At 33.4% G+C, this 21,018-nt stretch carries 14 protein-coding genes; 9 read left to right on the plus strand and 5 right to left on the minus strand.

Features of this window, described 5'->3' with window-relative positions:
- Positions 1-161: 161 nt before the first annotated feature.
- From mtaB to ACXR6G_RS13480, 4 genes are read left to right on the plus strand one after another with little or no spacing between them, the layout of a single operon-like run.
- The gene (mtaB, locus tag ACXR6G_RS13465; RefSeq protein WP_458361957.1) at positions 162-1,535 is read left to right on the plus strand and encodes a tRNA (N(6)-L-threonylcarbamoyladenosine(37)-C(2))-methylthiotransferase MtaB; all 1,374 of its coding nucleotides are present in this window, start codon (positions 162-164) and stop codon (positions 1,533-1,535) included.
- A gap of 25 nt (positions 1,536-1,560) precedes the next feature.
- Positions 1,561-2,361: an inositol monophosphatase family protein gene (locus tag ACXR6G_RS13470; protein ID WP_458361958.1), complete on the plus strand. Its 801-nt coding sequence runs from the start codon at positions 1,561-1,563 to the stop codon at positions 2,359-2,361.
- Between the two features lie 27 nt (positions 2,362-2,388).
- A complete protein-coding gene (locus ACXR6G_RS13475; RefSeq protein WP_458361959.1) occupies positions 2,389-3,264 on the plus strand; it encodes a lysophospholipid acyltransferase family protein in 876 nt (291 codons plus the stop codon).
- 56 nt (positions 3,265-3,320) lie between these two features.
- Positions 3,321-4,343 (plus strand): glycosyltransferase family 2 protein, encoded by a 1,023-nt coding sequence (locus ACXR6G_RS13480; RefSeq protein ID WP_458361960.1) that lies wholly within the window; start codon positions 3,321-3,323, stop codon positions 4,341-4,343.
- 9 nt (positions 4,344-4,352) lie between these two features.
- Here ACXR6G_RS13480 and sugE read toward each other — a convergent pair whose 3' ends face one another.
- The 3 genes from sugE to gldJ all read right to left on the minus strand — a co-directional run bounded on the left by sugE (position 4,353) and on the right by gldJ (position 7,584).
- Positions 4,353-4,676: a quaternary ammonium compound efflux SMR transporter SugE gene (sugE, locus tag ACXR6G_RS13485; protein WP_458361961.1), complete on the minus strand. Its 324-nt coding sequence runs from the start codon at positions 4,674-4,676 to the stop codon at positions 4,353-4,355.
- 3 nt (positions 4,677-4,679) lie between these two features.
- Positions 4,680-5,969 (minus strand): UDP-N-acetylmuramoyl-tripeptide--D-alanyl-D-alanine ligase, encoded by a 1,290-nt coding sequence (locus tag ACXR6G_RS13490; protein WP_458361962.1) that lies wholly within the window; start codon positions 5,967-5,969, stop codon positions 4,680-4,682.
- A gap of 103 nt (positions 5,970-6,072) precedes the next feature.
- On the minus strand, positions 6,073-7,584 hold the full coding sequence (gene gldJ, locus ACXR6G_RS13495) for a gliding motility lipoprotein GldJ (RefSeq protein ID WP_458361963.1): 1,512 nt from the start codon (positions 7,582-7,584) through the stop codon (positions 6,073-6,075).
- Positions 7,585-8,179: 595 nt separating this feature from the next.
- Here gldJ and porU point away from each other — a divergent pair.
- The 3 genes from porU (at position 8,180) to ispF (ending at position 13,797) form a co-directional block, all read left to right on the plus strand.
- Positions 8,180-11,968 carry a type IX secretion system sortase PorU gene (gene porU / locus ACXR6G_RS13500; RefSeq protein ID WP_458361964.1) on the plus strand — a complete coding sequence of 1,263 codons (3,789 nt, stop codon included), beginning with the start codon at positions 8,180-8,182 and terminating at the stop codon, positions 11,966-11,968.
- Positions 11,969-12,027: 59 nt separating this feature from the next.
- Entirely contained in the window at positions 12,028-13,197 is a 1,170-nt protein-coding gene (gene porV / locus ACXR6G_RS13505) for a type IX secretion system outer membrane channel protein PorV (protein ID WP_458361965.1), read from the plus strand.
- Positions 13,198-13,320: 123 nt separating this feature from the next.
- Positions 13,321-13,797 carry a 2-C-methyl-D-erythritol 2,4-cyclodiphosphate synthase gene (gene ispF / locus ACXR6G_RS13510; RefSeq protein WP_458361966.1) on the plus strand — a complete coding sequence of 159 codons (477 nt, stop codon included), beginning with the start codon at positions 13,321-13,323 and terminating at the stop codon, positions 13,795-13,797.
- An 84-nt stretch (positions 13,798-13,881) separates the two neighbouring features.
- On the opposite strand, the gene ACXR6G_RS13515 is transcribed toward ispF, so the two are convergent.
- Entirely contained in the window at positions 13,882-16,083 is a 2,202-nt protein-coding gene (locus ACXR6G_RS13515) for a hypothetical protein (protein ID WP_458361967.1), read from the minus strand.
- An 8-nt stretch (positions 16,084-16,091) separates the two neighbouring features.
- Positions 16,092-17,279 (minus strand): DUF4249 domain-containing protein, encoded by a 1,188-nt coding sequence (locus tag ACXR6G_RS13520; protein ID WP_458361968.1) that lies wholly within the window; start codon positions 17,277-17,279, stop codon positions 16,092-16,094.
- Positions 17,280-17,464: 185 nt separating this feature from the next.
- Between ACXR6G_RS13520 and ACXR6G_RS13525 the strand changes: the two genes are divergently transcribed.
- Together ACXR6G_RS13525 and ACXR6G_RS13530 are read left to right on the plus strand one after the other, a co-directional pair.
- Positions 17,465-18,187 (plus strand): hypothetical protein, encoded by a 723-nt coding sequence (locus ACXR6G_RS13525; RefSeq protein WP_458361969.1) that lies wholly within the window; start codon positions 17,465-17,467, stop codon positions 18,185-18,187.
- 9 nt (positions 18,188-18,196) lie between these two features.
- A complete protein-coding gene (locus ACXR6G_RS13530; RefSeq protein ID WP_458361970.1) occupies positions 18,197-20,974 on the plus strand; it encodes a carboxypeptidase-like regulatory domain-containing protein in 2,778 nt (925 codons plus the stop codon).
- The last annotated feature ends 44 nt before the right edge of the window (positions 20,975-21,018 follow it).

The raw sequence follows: 21,018 nt of genomic DNA on the forward strand, positions 1-21,018 counted from the left end.
AATTTTGCAACAGATTCATAAACAATGAACTATTTCATATTCTGAGGTAGTTCTTTTTATTTATAGAATCCTCTTACCTGACTATCAACTGATTTTCAGACGATTTGAGATTATTATCAGAGTTTAAACGTCAGGTCTAATTTTTATTTCTTTAGACTAAGATGTTTAAACCCAACACCAATTTTATCAGCAAAGGAGAAGAAAACATGTCGCAAGGAAAGAAAGTAGCCTTTTACACATTAGGTTGCAAATTAAATTTTTCAGAAACATCAACCATTGGTCGTACTTTTAAAGAAGTAGGATTCGAAACGGTTAAAACAACTGAAAAAGCTGATATCTACGTTATCAATACCTGTTCTGTTACCGATCAGGCTGATAAGAAGTGTCGACAAGCTATAAAGAAAATCATCAGGACAAACTCCAATGCTTTTGTGGTTGTAATTGGCTGTTATGCGCAATTAAAGCCCAAAGAAATAGCAGAGATTCCTGGAGTAGACTTAGTTTTAGGCACAAATGAAAAATTCAACATACATAAATATATTGACCACTTAGAGAAAAAAGGCACTGGAGAAATGCATCCATGTGAAGTTGAATCAGTAAAAGATTTTCAAGCTTCATACTCTATGGGAGACAGAACACGTTGTTTCTTAAAAATTCAAGATGGTTGCAATTATTTCTGCACATACTGCACCATTCCCTTTGCACGAGGTGGAAGTCGAAATATGAGTATCGCTGATACGGTGAAAGAAGCCGAAAAAGTAGCTGCACAAGGCGCCAAAGAAATCATTCTTACTGGTGTTAATATTGGTGATTTTGGGCAAAGTACAAATGAAAATTTCTTCGATTTAATAAAAGCTTTAGAAAAGGTTGAAGGCATAGAGCGTTTTCGAATTTCGTCTATCGAACCAAACTTACTTAGTAATGAGATTATCGAATTTGTAGCTCAATCAGATAAATTTGTCAACCACTTTCATATTCCACTTCAAGCTGGATCCAATCATGTGCTTAAGTTAATGAAGCGTCGTTATAATCGTGAACTCTTTGCTCAGCGAATTGCTAAAATCAAAGATCTCACTCCTGATGCGTTTATAGGGGTTGATGTTATAGCAGGTAGCAGAGGTGAAAGAGAGGAAGATTTCCTTGATGCTTATAATTTCATAAACGAATTACCTATTTCACAGCTCCATGTATTCCCTTATTCTGAACGACAAGGAACAAAAGCGCTGGAAATTAAAGAAGTAGTTTGTCAAGAAGACAAAAAGAAAAGAGCTAAAATGTTTCAAATTCTATCAGAAAAGAAACTCAGAGCCTTCTACCAAAGCTTTTTGGGAACAAATGCAAAGGTTTTATTTGAAGACTATAATAATGATGGAATCATGTATGGTTTCACTGAAAATTATATTAAAGTCGAGATCGAATACAATCCAAATCTTAGCAATCGTATCGCTGAAGTTAATTTGTTTGAAATAAAAGATAATGGGAACGTAAAAGTTAAACTTATCGATGAAAAAAGTTTTAAATTTAAACTTGCTTAAATTCTAACATAAAGCCACACAGCTCATGATAGATCTGGAATCAGTTTGCAGACAAACTCAAAAAATTGCCATTGAAGTTGGCGCGTTTATAAAAGAACAACAAGGTAAAATAAATGCTAGTGTTATTGAAAGCAAAGGCACACATGACTTTGTAACCTTTGTTGATAAAACATCTGAAGCTAAAATCATAGAGGCTTTAAAACCTCTTATTCCAGAAGCGGGTTTTATTGCTGAAGAAGGAACTGAGACCAAAACTGGAGAATCATATAATTGGATTATTGATCCATTAGATGGAACAACGAACTACATCCATGGTTTCTCTCCATTTGCAGTTAGTATCGCACTAAAGAAGGAAGACAAAATTGTTCTGGGTGTCGTTTATGAAATAAGCTTAAACGAATGTTTTTATTCTTGGGAGGGAGCTCCTGCCTATCTTAATGACAAAGTTATATCAGTTTCAAAAGCCGATACACTTGAAACGAGCCTAGTTGGCACTGGCTTTCCATATCAGAATTTCGAACAATTGGATAACTATATGGAACTGCTCAAACATTTATGCATCAATTCTCAAGGTGTTCGTCGCCCTGGCTCAGCTGCAACTGATCTGGCTTATGTTGCTTGCGGCCGTTTCGATGCTTTTTATGAATATGGTCTTCAAGCTTGGGATGTAGCAGCAGGTGCCTTTTTAGTACAACAAGCTGGTGGCAATGTTTGTGATTTTCATGGTAAAGACGATTACATCTTTGGAATGGAAATAATAGCAAGTAATTCATTTAATTTTACTGAATTCAAAAATTGCGTTCAGAAATTTATGCTAAAATCATAGCATCACTTTTAAAATATTAATTAAAATATGACTCATTTTATTTCATATTTGGCTTATGCCTTTTGTCGCTTATTGAGTGTTCTTCCTCTTTGGATCTTATATATTTTCTCTGATTTTGTCTTTTTCATTATTTATAGAGTTATAGCCTACAGAAAGAAAGTCGTAAACGAAAATTTAAGAAATTCATTTCCTGAAAAATCATCTGAAGAAATCAGAAAAATACGAAAAGAATTCTACCATCATTTTTGCGATTTATTTATTGAAACCATTAAATTATGGAATTTTAGTCAAGAAGAAATACTGAAACGTTGCGTATGCAAGAATCCCGATTTCTATCTTCCATATAAGGATCAAGGCAAGAGCATTATTGCAATTACGGGTCATTACGCCAACTGGGAATGGTTAAGTTCTTTAGCCATTCACGTTGATGGAGAATTTCTGCCCATATACAAGCCTTTACACAACAAAGTTTTCGACAACATGTATATCAAAATCAGAGAACGTTTGGGAGCGAAAACACTTGCAAAAAATGACACACTACGCACAATGATCAGACATAAAAATCAAGATCATTTTACTATCACAGCTTTTATTGGTGACCAAACACCTAACCGTAGAAATTTGCATTACTGGACCAATTTTCTGAACCAGAACACGCCTATTATTCAAGGTGCTGAACGAATTGCTAAAAAACTTGATCAGGTAGTTGTATACACAAAAATGACCAAGATCAAACGTGGTTATTACGAATACGAATTCATTACAATTACTGATAAACCAAAGGAAACTGAGGAAAACGAGATTACAGAAATACATACTCGCATGCTCGAAGAAATTATCAATGAAAATCCATCATACTGGTTGTGGTCTCACAAAAGATGGAAACACAAACAAACTTCATAGGTCCGTAATTTAGTTTATATTTAACTCACAATTCACATCAAGCACAATACTCAGTCATGAATAAAATTGCAGTGGTTATCCTTAATTGGAATGGAAAGAAATTATTAGAACAGTTCCTTCCTTCTGTCACCCAGTTTTCTAATAGAGAGTGGGCTGAGGTTATTGTAGCTGATAACGCTTCCACTGATGACTCTATTTCCTTTATAAAAAGAGAATATCCAAACCTTAAAACCATCGTTTTAGATAAAAACTATGGCTTTGCCGATGGCTACAATAAAGCTTTAGATCAACTTGATCATGACTATTTTGTTCTTTTGAATTCTGATGTTGAAGTGAGTGAAAATTGGCTTGACCCTATTTATGAATTATTCGAAAAGGAAGCTGATATTGTAGCAGCTCAACCAAAGATTAAAGCATTTAATAATAAGTCCGAATTTGAATATGCAGGAGCCTCTGGTGGTTATATCGATCATTTAGGCTATCCTTTTTGTCGAGGTAGAGTATTTGATACTATCGAACATGATTCTGGTCAATACGATCAGCTTACTGATGTTATGTGGGCAAGTGGAGCTGCCCTTTTTATCCGATCAGAAGTATATAAAAAACTGGGAGGGCTTGATGGTGATTTTTTCGCACATATGGAAGAAATCGATCTTTGCTGGAGAATTAAGAATAGAGGCTTTCGAATCGTCTGTCATCCTGGGAGTGTCGTCTATCATGTTGGTGGTGCAACCCTTCCCAATCACAGTTCACGAAAACTACATCTGAATTTCAGAAATAACCTTTTTATGCTTTTTAAAAATTTGCCCTCTGAGAAACTACTAACAACCCTAATATTAAGAATGATATTGGATGGTGTAGCAGGTGTTAAATTTCTTCTTAGCTTCGAATTCGACAATTTCATGGCTTTATTAAAAGCTCACTACTCATTTTATACCAACTTAAGTAAAATGCGTGAAAAAAGAAGAACATTAAACCCTTTAGTAACGACAGAATTCCATAGGGAAATATATAAAGGAAGTATTATTGCTGACTATTTTATTCAGAATAAAAAGAGATTCTCGGATCTAACTTTCTAGTAAGATCTACTAACTAGCGGTAAATTTTAAACCTACTATTGAAACCAGTAGTAGGAATAAAAAGAATATGCGAGCAAAATGAACACTCTCGCCGAATAAAATAATGCCAAGTATAGCTGTTGTAAAGGCACCAATTCCTGTCCAAACAGCATAAGCAGTTCCAACAGGTAAATTCTTAAGAGCTAAGCCCAAAAAGTAAAGACTTATTCCCATTGCAATAATAGTAAATACACTAGGCCATAAACGAGAAAACCCTTGTGTATATTTTAATCCTATCGCCCAGGCTGCTTCAAAAAGTCCTGCAATCAATAAATAAACCCAAGCTATATTCATAAGTTATAATTTTACAATCGCCTTTTCAAGCTTAATTCCTCTTGATCCTTTAATTAAAATATATTTATCCTTTAGATTCAATTTTTCAAGGTAAATAATTAGATCATCAACTGTCTTAAAAGTTTCAAACTTGTATTTTGAAGACAAACTTGAAAAAATATCTCCAACCAACAATGTATTAGAGAGGTCATTCTGATTCAATAATTCTAACAAATCCAGATGTTCTTTTTCAGACTCATTTCCCAACTCCAACATATCTCCTAAAATGAGAAATTTATTCTTCATTTTCATCGCTGCAAAATTTTCAATTGCTGCAGCCATACTGGTTGGATTCGCATTATAAGCATCGAGAAACAGAACATTATTATCTGTTTTTTTCAACTGAGATCGATTATTACTCGGCGTATAAGTTTCTAATGCTTCTTTTATCTCGATTTCATCAATTTTGAAATAACGACCTAAAGTAACAGCAGCTAAAACATTCTCAAAATTATAAGCTCCAATCAATTGTGTTTTGATATATAACTTCCCAATAGGAGAACGGAGTTCAATAATCAGTTTTGGCTCAGCTTGTAGGAATCGAGCTTTAGAATAAGCCTTATCAGAATTGCCATAGAAAACTTTCTTTTGGTTATTAAGCATCCCTAATAAATGATCATTTTCACAATTAACAAAGACCTCTCCATCGTGAGTTGATAGATAATCATACAGCTCCTTTTTCGTATTTTTCACACCTTCGAAGGAACCAAAGCCTTCTAGGTGAGCTTTACCTACATTTGTAATCAAGCCATAATTAGGTTCGGCAATTTCACAAAGCATCTTGATCTCTCCAGTATGATTCGCTCCCATCTCAACAATCCCAAACTCTGTGTCAGAATTCATTTCCAAAAGAGTTAAGGGGACTCCAATATGATTATTGAAGTTGCCTTGGGTTGCTGAAGTTGTAAATTTCTTTTTCAAGACTTCATTAACCAGTTCTTTCGTTGTTGTTTTCCCATTGGTTCCAGTTATCGCAAGAATCGAAATCCCAAGCGCTCTACGGTGCTCTCTTGCGAGCTCTTGTAAACAAGTTAAAGCATCATCAACTAATATAAAACGATCGTCGATTGCATACTCTTTTTCATCAACTATCGCATAAGCACAACCATTTTCAAGAGTGCTTAATGCAAACTTGTTACCATTAAAACTATCTCCCTTTAAGGCAACGAATATGGAATCTTTAACAACCTTCCTACTATCAGTTACAATAATAGAATATTTTTTGAATAGGATATAAATCTCTGAGATATTCATAGAATGTGCTTGAAATTGAACTAGCGAATTTAAAAAAAAATTACAAGAAAAAACCCCATCGTTTATAGCGATGGGGTAAAAATTTATATAAGAATCATATAATCTATTTTCCTTCTACTGGAGATCCAACATGTGTCATTGCACAACGGAAACCAATATCATCTCTAGAACTCTTTTGATCTAAGAAACGACGTGCTCCAGGAGATAACCAGAATACTCTATCTTTCCATGAACCACCTTTATAAACACGTGATTCATCGTTAATCAATGTATTGTAAGAATTATTGTCTGCTCCTTGAGCATTCAAATACATTAAAGAAGAACCCTTAGAACGAAGTTCATCATTTGTCCATTCTGTATCAGCAACAACACTTGAAGCCAAATCACCATCTCTATGGTTTCTATTATCAGATGTTCTGTAGTTTACACGATTAACCAATTCCTCATCTTTTTGATTACGATAACGAATACGCCCTAAACTATCTTTCTCAGCAATATTACCTTCTTCGTCAAGTAATGGCGTAGTGAAAACATTACCTCTATATGGGTTAAACTCAGCAACATCATAAGATGAAAGTGGACGATAGACATCTGCAACCCACTCATTAACATTACCAGCCATACAAAATAAACCAAAATCATTAGGCCAATAAGATTCAACAGGTACAGTTATATCACCAGCATCGTTAAGAGCACCAGCCGATCCCATAAAATCACCTTTCCCTCTCGAGAAATTAGCCATCATCTCGCCTCTATGTTTCTTAGAGTCATTTCTAACCCAATGTCCATTCCATGGGAACATCTTTTTATCACCAATACGCTCATCAGTGGAGTTACCAATCGTTGCTAATGCAGCATACTCCCACTCAGCCTCTGATGGCAATCGGTACTTTGGAAGTAGGATTCCGTCTGACCAACGTACGCGACGCTCTTCGTTATCCGGATTTAAATCTTTAAGATTGGTACCAACAACACCTTCGTATTGTCCCATCAAATACGCTTGAGTATTAAAGTTATTTTCGTTACGTTGATCAGGATTATCTTTTAAGATCCCCTTTTCAATTAAAATTCTTTCGTTTACACGATCTGTACGCCATTCACAGAAATCTGAAGCTTGTTCCCAGGAAACACCCACAACTGGATATTCTGAATAAGCTTTATGACGCAAATAATTATTCACATATGGCTCATTGTAAGCTAATTCTGATCTCCAAACCATCGTATCAGGCAAAGCTTTTTTATAAACCTCTGGATAATCGGTGTAAACACGTTTAGTCCAGTGTAAATATTCTAAATAATTAACATTTTTCACCTCTGTCTTATCGATATAGAATGATGGAAGTGTTACACGACGTGGCATATTATTCCATTCGAACATGACATCATCCTGAGTTCGGCCCAATACAAATGTTCCTCCTTCAACGAATACCAAACCTGGTCCAGTCTTTTGAATGTACCCCTTTTTGTATTCAAACCCGCCATTCTCAGGATCATTATAAGCCCAACCTGTTGCAGACGAACGTTCTTCCTTACCTACAAGATTCTTCACTTTAGAACAAGATGAAAAAAGTAATAAAATAATTGCGAATGCAGAAAATAATAAATTCGATTTCATATGATTAAATTTTCTTTTTACTTCTAATTTTTCCCAGATAATGATGGGGAAAGTACAACTTAAAATCTCTAATTGCCCTACATATAATTAAAAAACTCACCATCAAACAATTAGAATGAGATGATATTTATTTTCAATATGCTACTTAAACCTCATCCGGTAAATATTCCTCAAAGTATACAATCTTCATACCTATTGAACAAAGTAGTCGTGAAAGGTTCTAATTTACCTATTTTTTTTAACTAATAACAATTTGAGTAAAGGAAGTTTAAAACAGCCTCAATTTTTCCAATAGTTAAAGAAAACTAGTCTTTAATCAAAAAAAAGGCACTCTTCACCCAACAAATATAACTAAAAGTAAATAGAACTTATTGTATAGATTTTCACTTTTTTACACATTTAATTAAACCAAGTCTCATTTTACCTAAATACTTATCCTAATTATCAATCTTTTATTAATCGCATATTAAGCATCTTTTTAATCTAGATTATTGATCTTCTAATGTAATATTATTTCTTCATCCAAATTATGAATATCTTCACAGTTCATTTTCATTGATGTTCTTTTAATAAACCGATTCTATTTAAATCCATAATGCGTAAGCTCCTTATACTTATATTAACACTTGCATCACATTTAAGTTTTGCTCAAGATCAAGCAGAATTTGAACTTAACTGGTTTTCCTCTGAAGTTTATACTAATGAAGGAGAATCAATTAAAACACTTAGTTTCGAAGGTGCAAATTTTGACGCAAGCACAAATTTCCTACCTTATTTTTCAAAAAACTTAAAAATTGATGATAGTCGTTCTAATTATTCTGTTGTCCTAAACAACACCAGTTATGAATCGCTTTCTCAACAAGAAATAGAACTCATAGATCCCACCCAAATTGCTTCACGCTTTAATTTTCAACTAAATAAAGCTGGAATCCGAAAAAAAGGCTACCTACAGGTCACTTTTCTTCCAATCAGGAAAAACCCATCAACAGGATTGCTTGAAAAATTAAAAAAATTCGAAATCAAACTTATTTCACAAACTTCGGAACAAAAAACAAAAAGCAGGATTAAAGCTGTTTATGCAAACAACTCAATATTATCAAACGGTAAATGGATTAAAATAAGTGTGGATACAACAGCCATCCATAAGATAAGCTATCAGCAACTTCTAGATATGGGCATTGACAAGCCTACAGATATCAGGGTATATGGTAATGGTGGTGGGATGCTTCCCAAAATGAATAATGCTGATAAAAGTGATGATCTCGTATTAAATCACATTTATATGTCGAAAGGTAGCGATGGAATATTCAATTCAGGAGATTATATTTTATTTTATGCAAAAGGACCAAGATCTTGGCGATACGATAAAGATACCGACGAGTTTGTGCACGAGAATCACCTTTACAGTCATACCTCTCATTATTTTTTGACATCAGACAAAACAGCTTCTCCAATTATTTCGCAAGTGAATAATGAGCAAAACCCTAATGTTCTAATCAACGATTTTGACTCTTATAGAGTTATTGACTTAGATAAAAAGAATCTTCTTAGGTCGGGCCAACTGTGGTTCGGACAGATATTCGACATCACGACATCTTACACACTCCCTTTCAATTTTAAGAACCTAAATACGAATGAAAATATCAGCATTAATACACATGTTGCTGGACGTTCTTCCTCAAGCACAAAATTCATTTTAAGTTCAAACGATAATAATATTGGAGAAATTGATATCCCAACAGTCAATACAAGTAGCTATACGGCTAGTTATGCTGCTCAAGTTAGACAACGCTTCACTAATTTTAAAGCAACAAAAGATCAATTCAATATTAAAATCGAATATGAAAAAGGCTCTGCCTCATCAATCGGATGGCTAGACTATATGCGATTAAATGCCAGATGTCAGCTACTGTTTGAAGGAGAGCAGTTATCATTTCGTGATTCACGATCAGTTGGTGTAGGTAATATTGTAAGTTTTAAGCTTAAGAATGCAAACACCAATACGAAGGTTTGGGATGTAAGCGAAACTTCACAAGTGAAACAAATTGCCATGGAAATAAATGGAACTACTGGCAGTGTTAATGTATCACAAGACGGATTAAAAGAACTGATTGCCTTCGATCTCAATTCTAAATTTCCAAAGCCTAAGTTTGTTGGAGAAATACAAAATCAAAACTTGCATGGCCTTTCTGCCAGCGACCTCATAATAGTGAGTCATCCTGACTTCTTAACATACGCCAATCAGCTTGCTGATTTTCACAAAACCCAAGATCAACTTAAAGTTTCTTTAGTCAGTACAGAAAGTATCTATAACGAATTTTCATCCGGAACAGTAGATGTATCAGCGATACGAAATTTTGTTAAAATGTTTTACGATAGAGCATCGACTGAAGACGAAATGCCAAAATACCTTCTACTCTTTGGTGATGGTTCTTACGACAACAAATGGATTAGTTCAACTAACACCAATAAAATTCCTACCTATCAGTCGATTTATTCTTTATCCCCAACTCAATCATTTATTACCGATGATTTTTTTGGTTTACTTGATGACAATGAGGGAGAAGCCTATGGATTGGTTGATATTGGCATTGGTCGCTTACCCGTCAATTCAAGCGAAGAAGCCCAGATCGTAACCTCTAAGATTCTAAATTACAATAAGAGTGAGAACTTAGGGAAATGGCAAACCGCAATTTCATTTATTGGAGATGATGAAGATAATAACGTCCACATGCGCGATGCCAACAGGTTAGCCGTTCAGCTTGAAGAAAGTAATCCTGAATATAGAATTCATCGTATTTTCCTTGATGACTTTACACAAGTAAGCACGTCTGCTGGAGATAGGTACCCTGAAGTGAATAGAAAAATAGAAGATAATATCAACAAAGGAAACTTAATCGTTAACTATACGGGGCATGGAAATGAGAATGGATTGGCTCATGAAAGAATAATGATGTTTGAAGATATTGACTCATGGAAAAATGAGACCCGCCTTCCTCTATTTATGACAGCTACATGTGAATTCAGTCGATTTGATCAATATCAGAAATTATCTGGTGGCGAAAGAATACTTTTGAGAGATAATGGTGGTGGAATTGGCCTATTTACGACAACTCGATTGGTTTATTCAACTCCTAATTTTTATTTAAATCAGAACTTTTACAATCAGGTTTTCTCAAGAAATAGCAAAAATGAATACCTACGTTTGGGCGATATCATGCGACTTACAAAAAATGCAAGTGGTTCAAGTAACAACAAACGTAATTTCACACTTTTAGGAGACCCTGCTTTAAAATTAAATTATCCAATGGATAATGTCACAAGTCTAAAGCTCAATAATGTCGATATAAATCAAGCAACAGATACATTAAAAGCTTATCGTAAAATCACTATCTCTGGACAAGTTGAGAATGAAAATGCACAAAAACTCGAACTCTTTAATGGGACACTCTTCCCTACAGTTTTCGATAAATTTGCTGATAAAATTTCACGAGGTAATGACGAAACACCATTTGAGTACAAAGAACAAAGTAATGTTCTTTATTCTGGTAAAGCAAGCATCAAAAATGGCGAATTTAGCTTTAGTTTTCTTGTACCAAAGGATATCAATTTTGAATATGGTAAGGGGAAAATCCAATACTATGCAAAGTCTAGCACTACGACTGCAAGCGGATATAGCGATAACATTATTGTAGGTGGTTCAGATATCAACACTATTAACGATAAAGTAGGTCCTGAAATTGAGCTCTACATGAATGATGAACAGTTTGTAAATGGAGGTGCCACCAATGAATCTCCACTCCTACTTGCTATGGTTCAAGATTCAAGTGGTATAAACACACTAGGCACCAATTCGGGACATAATATTCTTGCTACAATAGATCAAAACAAGGATAACAGTATTGAATTGAATGATCATTATCAAGCCGAACTAGATAGTTACCAAAAAGGCCAGATAACTTACCAACTTTCTAATCTTGAAGAAGGGGAACATCAATTAAATTTGAAGGTCTGGGATAATGTGAACAATTCATCTGAATCTCAAATTGATTTTATCGTAGCACAGGATGCAAAATTAGCCATTAAGCATCTACTCAATTATCCGAATCCATTTACCACAAACACTGGATTCTATTTTGAACACAATCAAGCAAGTGGAGAAATTGAAATCTTAATTCAAATATTGACCGTTTCAGGTAAGCTTGTCAAGACTATTACAACATCGATAAACTCCTCTGGTTTTAGAATCGGCCCCATAAACTGGGATGGAAAAGATGACTTCGGTGACTCAATAGGCCGAGGTGTCTATTTTTATCGAGTTAAACTGAGAACAGAGGATGGAAAAACTGCAAATAAATTTCAAAAATTAGTCATCCTTAAATAATAAAAATAAGTAATTCAAGTTATTATAATATATTTGCAGATCGAATCAATTTTAACTTTATGAATACTCAAAAAATCTTATCTAGAGCACTTTGTATACTTGCTCTTTTTACTCTATTAAACAAAGCTACAGCTCAAAAGACATCAGTGACTGGTGCAAATTATATTTCAACTGCTGTTCCTTTTCTTTCTATAACACCTGATTCCCGAGCTGGTGCCATGGGTAATACAGGAGTTGCCACAAGTCCTGATCACAACTCGATGTTTTGGAATGCTGCGAAATATAGCTTTACGAAAAGTGAAGCAGGTGTTAGTGCTTCCTACACGCCTTGGTTAAGAGAAATCACAGATGACATGAGCTTAGCCTACCTTTCGGGCTATTACAGCTTAGATAAGTATCAAACAATAGCTGCATCTTTTAGATATTTTTCTCTTGGTGATATATTTTTACAACAAGAAGCAAATCAAACGCCTATTAAAAAAAGTCCTTACGAACTATCTATTGATGTTGCCTACTCACGCCGATTAGGAGACAATTTTTCAGGGGCAATCGCTTTCCGCTATATCTTCTCAGATATTTCTCAAGGAGGTTATAACAACGAATCTGGATCTGCTAATGCATTTGCTGCTGATTTATCTGTTTATCATCGAAAAGAATACGGTTCGTCTCATAATCCTTCAGTATGGTCATGGGGAGTAAATGTATCTAACATTGGGTCCAAAATAAGTTATTCTGATGATAGTGAAAAAGAATTTATTCCAACAAATTTAAGAATTGGTTCGTCTTATAAACATCAAATTGATCAGTACAATTCTATCACTGTCTCTCTTGATATGAACAAGTTACTTGTTCCAAGTTCATCTGGAAAGAAAATTAATGATGATACTGAGGATATATCATCAAATATAAATGACAGAAGTGTAATGTCTGGTATTTTTAGTTCATTTTCTGATGCTCCCGATGGCATGAGTGAGGAGTTTAAGGAGATAACTTGGAGCTTAGGTTTCGAGTATTGGTATCAAAATCAATTTGCCATTCGCACAGGATATTTTCACGAAAACGAAGATAAAGGGAATCGTAAATTCTACACAGCTGGTGTTGGTGTTAAACTGAGTATGTTTGATCTTGATTTTTCATATTTAATCCCATCAAGTCAGAACAACCCGCTACAAAACACGTTGCGTGTTTCAATTTCTGCAAATCTAGATTTAAAATCGAATAGAAGATAAACTAAAAAAATATATAACTTTAAAATCCTCATTTCACGTGAGGATTTTTTTGTACAACTACATTTCAACACGACATAATGATCTTAAATCGTTTTGCTGTAAAAGAAGATAATAATTCAGATAATGAAAATTAGAGTAGGATTCGGATACGACGTTCACCAATTAGCAGAAGGTGAAGAATTTTGGTTAGGTGGCATTCAATTAGATCATCATAAAGGAAGTGTTGGGCACTCAGATGGTGACGTTTTAATTCATGCCATTTGCGATGCCTTATTGGGCGCTGCAAACATGAGAGACATTGGCTTTCATTTCCCTGACACATTAGCTGAACTAAAAGGAATTGATAGTAAAATATTACTGAAGAAAACTGTTGAGATAATTGCAGAAAAAGGTTTTACCATCGGTAATATCGATTCGACCATCGCTTTGCAAACACCAAAAATCAATCCTCATATTCTGGAAATGCAGAAAACGCTCTCAGAGGTTATGGGAATAGATATTGAAGACTTAGCTATAAAAGCTACAACTACAGAAAAATTAGGCTTTGAAGGCTCTGAAGATGGTGTTTCAGCCTATGCAACTATTCTCATTCAGAAATAAATACTTCTCAAAAAAAAATAAGCCTTTCTTATTAACAAGAAAGGCTTATAATAATCACAAGTATATACATCAATAAATTACTTATCAGTTCTTTAAACCCTCTAACACAACAATATTTTTTCTTTTCTCGACAAATTCACCAACCTCATTTATTCCCTTAACAACAATTGTATATTCAGACTCTTCATCAGCAGTAAAAAAATTTAAGTCTAACGATTCATTATTCCCTTTAAATACATTATAGTATAAAACATTTCTGAAATCTGCCAAGCGCGAATTTTTCAATTCTGTATCTGAATAATTTGGCCCCCTAAATTGATAATTGTAAATAAACCCTTTATGCACCTGTCTGAAAATTCGTTGATCGAATTCCATTTCAGCCATATTCTCATCCTTAGTGTAAAAACAAAGAAGATAGCCTAATTCCTCATCTTGTAGGAAAAAACCCAAATTAACCACATCAATTCTCTCAAGCTCTTGAGGTGATATCTTAAATATATTTTTAACATCTTTAATTGGTACACCATCTACAAAGGTCAAGGTAGAACATTCTCTAGGATACAAAGAATTATCTTCATAAACTCGAAAGTAGTATTCTCCCATATCTTTTCGAATCCAAGTAAAAGAAACAATCTCTCTAACAACCTCTTCAACACTTGGCAGTTCAATATAATTGCCAACAAAGCGTGAGACATTCGGCTTCCCATAAAAAGCATCCTGCTTCTGGATTGAATCAGCTAAAACTCTCTTGGCTTTAAACGAGCTATAGAGCGTACTTATTTGCATGTTAACAATTGCATCATTGATCTTTTTTGCTTTTGAAGAATCAAGTACAAATACTTTTTTTACACATTGATTATATTTTGATGCATAATTATCAATTAAGTTAACCTTATAATTCACTAATGTGGTATCATTCGAAACTGGTTGAATCACCATTTCTTCCTCTCCATAACGATTAACTACAAATTTAAATCGTCCCAACGAATCAGTAGTTGAAAATTTCAGAATCGGCTCTTTGCTTATAAAGCTAAGCATAAACTTCTTATCTACAATTGGCTCTCCCGTTTCAATATTCGTGATATTTCCTGTTATTAACTCTCCTTCTACTTCAGGCAACATAAGTTTCTTTGGAGTGTTACTAAGAAATTTAGGAGAGTTGAGAACTAATAAATTATCATTTATTTCTAAATCATTAACGATATGACTCTTATCTCTCAGTAAACATGACTTAACAACTGAAACAGAAATATCTTTTAAGTTTTCAACACCCTCAATATTCACTTCAACCTCACTTCTTCTCTTGTAAGAATATTGATTCGTTTTAAGCTTTATTTCAGTCAAATCCTTCTCTTCAGAATTTGAGAATGCTCGATAGGCTAAAACGTTCTTCTTTTCATCAACTAATAATGCAAACAATATACCTTCATCCTGATTCTTAACCTGAATTTCTCCGTCATTTGGAACAGAATATCTATGCACAAATTCTCCATCTTTTTTTACAATATCTAACCACAGCCCTTTTGCTTGTTTCCCCAAAACCTTAAAAGTAAAAATGCCCTCTTTATAATGAAAAAGTTTCAAGTAATTTTCTTTCTCAGAAATAGTTGGTAGTTGAATTCTAGTATCATTAAAACAATAATAATAATCAGAATTACTTTCTGGAATAAAACTTAAAAGTCCATATCCTTCCTTATCTGTTTTAAATACGGTAATCTTTTTATTCTCATCATCTTCTATATATCCTTCGACACACTTCCCTTCTCCTTTAGGATTTAAGGCTCTAATCAACATTTTATTCTCAGCAGCCGGAAACAACATTCCACTCTCAGGGTAAGTGAAAATTGTGTCATTAGTAAAATATTTATCACCAGAAGGCAAAAAATTGGTTGCAAAAGGATTAACGATTGATATGTCCTCTTTAGAGAACAAACTAATATCCTTATTCTTCATCCATCGAGTATAAGCCCTAAGACAATAATTACCTGTAGATAGCGTGTCTGGAATCAATACCTGCGATTGAGAATTCAGTTTATTTATTCTTGTTTTAACTTGAATTACTGGAACCCCTTTATCATTAATCAATTCAACGTATACAACTTGACTTAAATTCGAAAGTTGATTTGAGTTAAGTTTGTAAGCACCTACATTAAACCGAATATTTTCTCCAGCAATATAAATATTTCTATCAGTACTCAATAAAACCTTCTCTTGAGCCTTTAGTTCACAATTGATATTAGTCAATACAAAAAGCAATACCAATAATGACCTTATATTATTATTCATTTTCATAATTAATCCTCCCAAAATGATGGCTTCTTTGGAGAGCCTGTTAAAGAACAATCACAACAAGTAGACTCAGAAAGTATTAATCCACCCCCCATATCGGTCTGATCATGAAGACCAAGCCCATAATCCAAAACATATTTCTCATAAATTTCGTATTCTGAATTTAATCCATCATCACCCACAGAAATTGTGTCTAAAACACAAATAGGTCTACTATTCCTTAATGACAGTTTCAATTCAACAACATCCGTATAATCAAAAAATATTCTTTGTGATGTTACACTTCCAGTCTGGAAATAACCCAAAACAGGTTCATTTTCAGCATCATCTGATTTCACATTCCCTTTTATTGTGAAAGGCTGAGTTCCGAATATATCACCAACCTCTTCAGAAGATTCTTTCAATTTATTCCAAAATTCATATTCCTTTCTCGAAATATTCAATTGCTTTACGTTTATAGCATACCTTCTACTAAATCTATCAGTATTGTCCGAAGGAATAAAACAAACCTCTTTTCCTTTTACATCAGACGAATTTTGATTTTTTAAAGATTGAATAATTATCTCATGTGAAATCGATTTTTTCCAACAATATGAATTTTGAGTTGGTAAATAAACGACTGTTTTATTTTCATCAAAACCAATGAGTGTAGGATATGGGATTGAGAATTTCCAATCTTCCTCATAAATCCACCTTAGATATGAATCCTTAGGTGCTTTCCCATCAACAAAAAAGCTAACCCCTTCAAGTTCTACATTATTGACACTTACAACATCTTTCCTGTTAAAATATGTTCTATCAATATCTGTTGATGTCAAAATTTCACAATCATCAGAACTATAACTTTTCCCTCCTTCAGTTTGAATTTTAAGCTGATAGGTTTTACCTATTTCAACAACAAATTTCGTACTGTCAGTTCTATATATACCAGGTTCTATTTCTTTAAGGATTTCTACACTTCCATCATTACATGAGATTAAAACTGTTGCTTTTGTTTCAACCATCGGTGTTTCATCCAAATTAGCAATGGAACGAGTTAATTTAACTTGATGAGATTTATTCTCATTGGTTATGAGGGCATCAACAACTAATAAATTTTCATATTTTTTCACATCTACATTGTAGGAATCAATGCATGAACTTAAAAAACATAAAAGAAACAATAAAAAAGTAATATCCCTTCGCATAAACATATATATAGTTAAGTTTTAAAAACATATCTTGGCAATAAATGCTTCCAAAGTTGTTAAAAATAATCACAACATCATAAATAATAACAATTATTATTATTTATTTTTTTTGCAAAAAAAAACAAATAAACTATCAATTTTTCTATTTTTGTTCACACGCTCATAATCCTTAATATTAATCTATTATAATGTATCGAACTTTACACGTCATTTTTATTCTGTTTATATCAAACCTCGTAAGTCTTTCACAAAACACCCAAACTGATTATACTCTTAATTGCGACTCAGCATTATTATTATATCAAAATGAAATACATCACGAATTTGATTATGTTATAGGAAGAGAATATAAAATATATCACAGCTATAAGCAAGATAACCCATATTTAAATAGTCGTCATGGTAAAGGAACCATCTATAGTAACGGCTATGTTTATGGCAATAAAATTATCCTTTATGACATGCATAAAGATGTTCTTGTAGTTAATACTTTATTAAATAAATCATCAAATATTAATATAGAGATACAGAAGGTTAAAGTTGATTCCTTTTCAATTGAATTTGATGACGGCAAATATCTATTCCATCATCTTAAAAAAAATGAGCAAGAACATAATCAAATCTCTAATGGTTTTTATGAGATACCACATAAGGGAAAATTTCAGCTTTTGCTCAGGCACAATTCAGACAAAGGAAACTCTGAAGGAATTACAACTTATACCTATAACATTATAAAATACTTAAAAATCGATAATGCTTATTTCAATATTAATAGTAGGAAAAAATTCATTAATCTTTTTCCCGACTATAAGAAACAAGTAAAAAAGAAACTTCGTTATTTCAATTCGACCTATAATGAATTTACAACTGCTCAATTAATTGAGCTTATAAAATTTACTGAAACGCTATAAACCTACTCCATGCGTAAAATCATAATCGCCTTAATATTATTTTTTCAATTCTTTCTATTAAAAGGACAAACAATTAATTCACAAAGAGATTCCATTTCTTTTGATGAAATAATATCCATACTTGAGAAACAATCCGATTTTCATTTCTATTATGCCAATGAATGGGTTAATGACAAGACTTTCAACATCAACTTTAAAGAAACAAATCTTAATGAAGTGATCAATTGGCTTGGAAATAAAACACAACTTAATTTTAAGATTCTAGACAACAAAAATGTAGTTTTCACAAAGGATTATAAACTTAAAACAAACTTCTCAGAAGATTATATCAGATTCTTATCGCACATAAAAATACAAAAGAACGACACTATAAAATATGAAGCTCCCAAAACTGTGTCTCAGGAAAAAAACACAATCAGTAAGGAGTATAAGGTTTTCACCATAGGTAATAGAGCAAATAATCCACGTAAACGCAAAGTAACAATAAGTGGTAAAATTAGAGATATTGAAAATGGTGAGCCCCTAATAGGTACCGTTGTTTACATCGAAGATTTAAAAGATGGAAGTGTGACCAATCAATATGGCTTGTACACCTTTTCACTCCCTATAGGGTCCTACAAAATTGAATATCGATCTATAGGGATGAAAACAACTCATAGAAATATTGTAATCTATTCGGATGGGAAACTAAATGTTGAGATGAAAAGCAACCCTACTTCACTAAAAGAAGTGGTAATTACAGCAAAATCGGGAGATGAAGTTCGAAATTTACGTATGGGTGTGGAAAAAATCACAATGAAAACACTTAAGCAGTTACCTCTAGGAATGGGGGAAACTGATATCATAAAAAGCACCCTACTACTCCCTGGTGTTCAAAGTGTAGGAGAAGCATCTAATGGCTTTAATGTAAGAGGAGGAAATACAGATCAAAATTTGATTCTTCTAAACGAAGCTCCAATTGTTAACACATCACACTTTTTCGGTTTTTTCTCAGGCTTCAATTCTGATATAATTAAAGATATCACTTTGTTTAAAAGTGGCATTCCATCTAATTATGGTGGTCGCGTATCATCCGTTATGGATCTAAAATTAAAAGATGGAAATAAAAAGAACTATAAACTAAACGGAGGGATTAGTCCCGTTTCAGGTCGCATGACCTTTGAAGGACCAATTAATAAAGGTAAAGGTTCATTTATTATTGCTGGTCGAACCACTTATTCCGATTGGGTTTTAAAACTCCTAAAGGATAAAAAACTGAAAAAAAGTAAAGCCAACTTCTATGACCTACAAGGTAATTTACACTATGAATTCGATGAAAAAAACAGCGTGTATTTATCGGGTTATTACAGTCATGATAAATTTGATCATTATCAGGAAGATGCTTTCCAGTACAACACATTCGCTACAACTTTAAAATGGAAACATATATTCAGTCCAAAGCTCTTCTCTACTGTTTCTGCAGTTGTAAGTGACTACAATTACACCTCTGAATCACGAAATGAACCTAGTCAATCATACAAAGTTGATTATAAATTAAATCAATATCTCTTCAAATCAGATTTTACATATCATTCAAGTTTAAATCATAAAATTGGTTTTGGCTTCCACTCAACCCTTTACGATTTATCTCCTGGTGAACGTCGTTCATCAACTAAAGAATCACTTATTACAGCTAAAACCCTTGAGGGGGAAAAAGCTTTAGAAATGGCACTTTATATTGGTGATGAATTCGAAGTAACACACTTCATGTCTCTTTCTGCAGGATTGCGTTATTCTTTCTATGGTAACCTAGGACCTAAAAGTCAATTCGATTATTTAGAAGAGCAAGCCCGAAATGTTTCATCCATTAAAAATATTACAGAGAAGAAATCTGGCTTTATTGATACCTATTCAGGACCGGAATTAAGAATATCATCAAATATCAAACTAGGCACAAGCAGCTCTCTTAAAATCGGGTACAATAGAATGAATCAATACATACAGATGATCTCTAACACAGCAGCTATGACACCAACGGACATTTGGAAGTTGAGTGATAAATATCTAAAACCCCAACGTTGTGATCAATATTCCATTGGCCTTTACAGAAACATGAGGGAGAATCGATATGAAGCTTCGATTGAAACCTACTATAAAGATTTAAAAAATATTATAGATTACAAAGGTGGAGCACAATTGGTTATGAATGAACATTTGGAAACTGATGTTTTAAATGGTAAGGGGAAAGCCTATGGGGTAGAACTCATGCTACAGAAAAAAACAGGTAAATTAACAGGTTGGATTAACTATACCTATTCAAAAATTCTTCATAAAATTGACAGTGAATTTGAAGAAGAGCGTGTTAACAAGGGCGACTACTTCCCTGCAAACTACGATAAACCTCACGAATTTAAGTTTATTGCAAACTACAAACTTAGTCGCAGAATGAACATATCGACTAATTTTTCATACAGCACAGGGCGGCCATTCACTCCTCCTGTAGCTTACTATAATTTTGCAGGAAGTGACAGAGTTTATTATTCCGATCGAAATTCTATGAGAATGCCTAATTACTGTCGTTTGGATATTGCAGCAACGATTAATGGGAATCTTGTCGCTAAAAAGCTTAACCATAGCTCCTGGACTTTTGCTATTTATAATGTACTAGGCAGACAAAATGCCTCTAATGTTTTCTTTAGAACAGAAGGTGAAAAAGTACAAGGTTATAAAATGTCAGTTTTCGGAAAACCAATTTTCACTATTACATACAATTTCAAGATATTTGGAAATGCTAAAGATGATTTTTAGATAATTCACATTTCTATTTTTCGACTTATGCTAAATATTTTGTA

This window comes from Ancylomarina sp. YFZ004, from assembly GCF_054254355.1.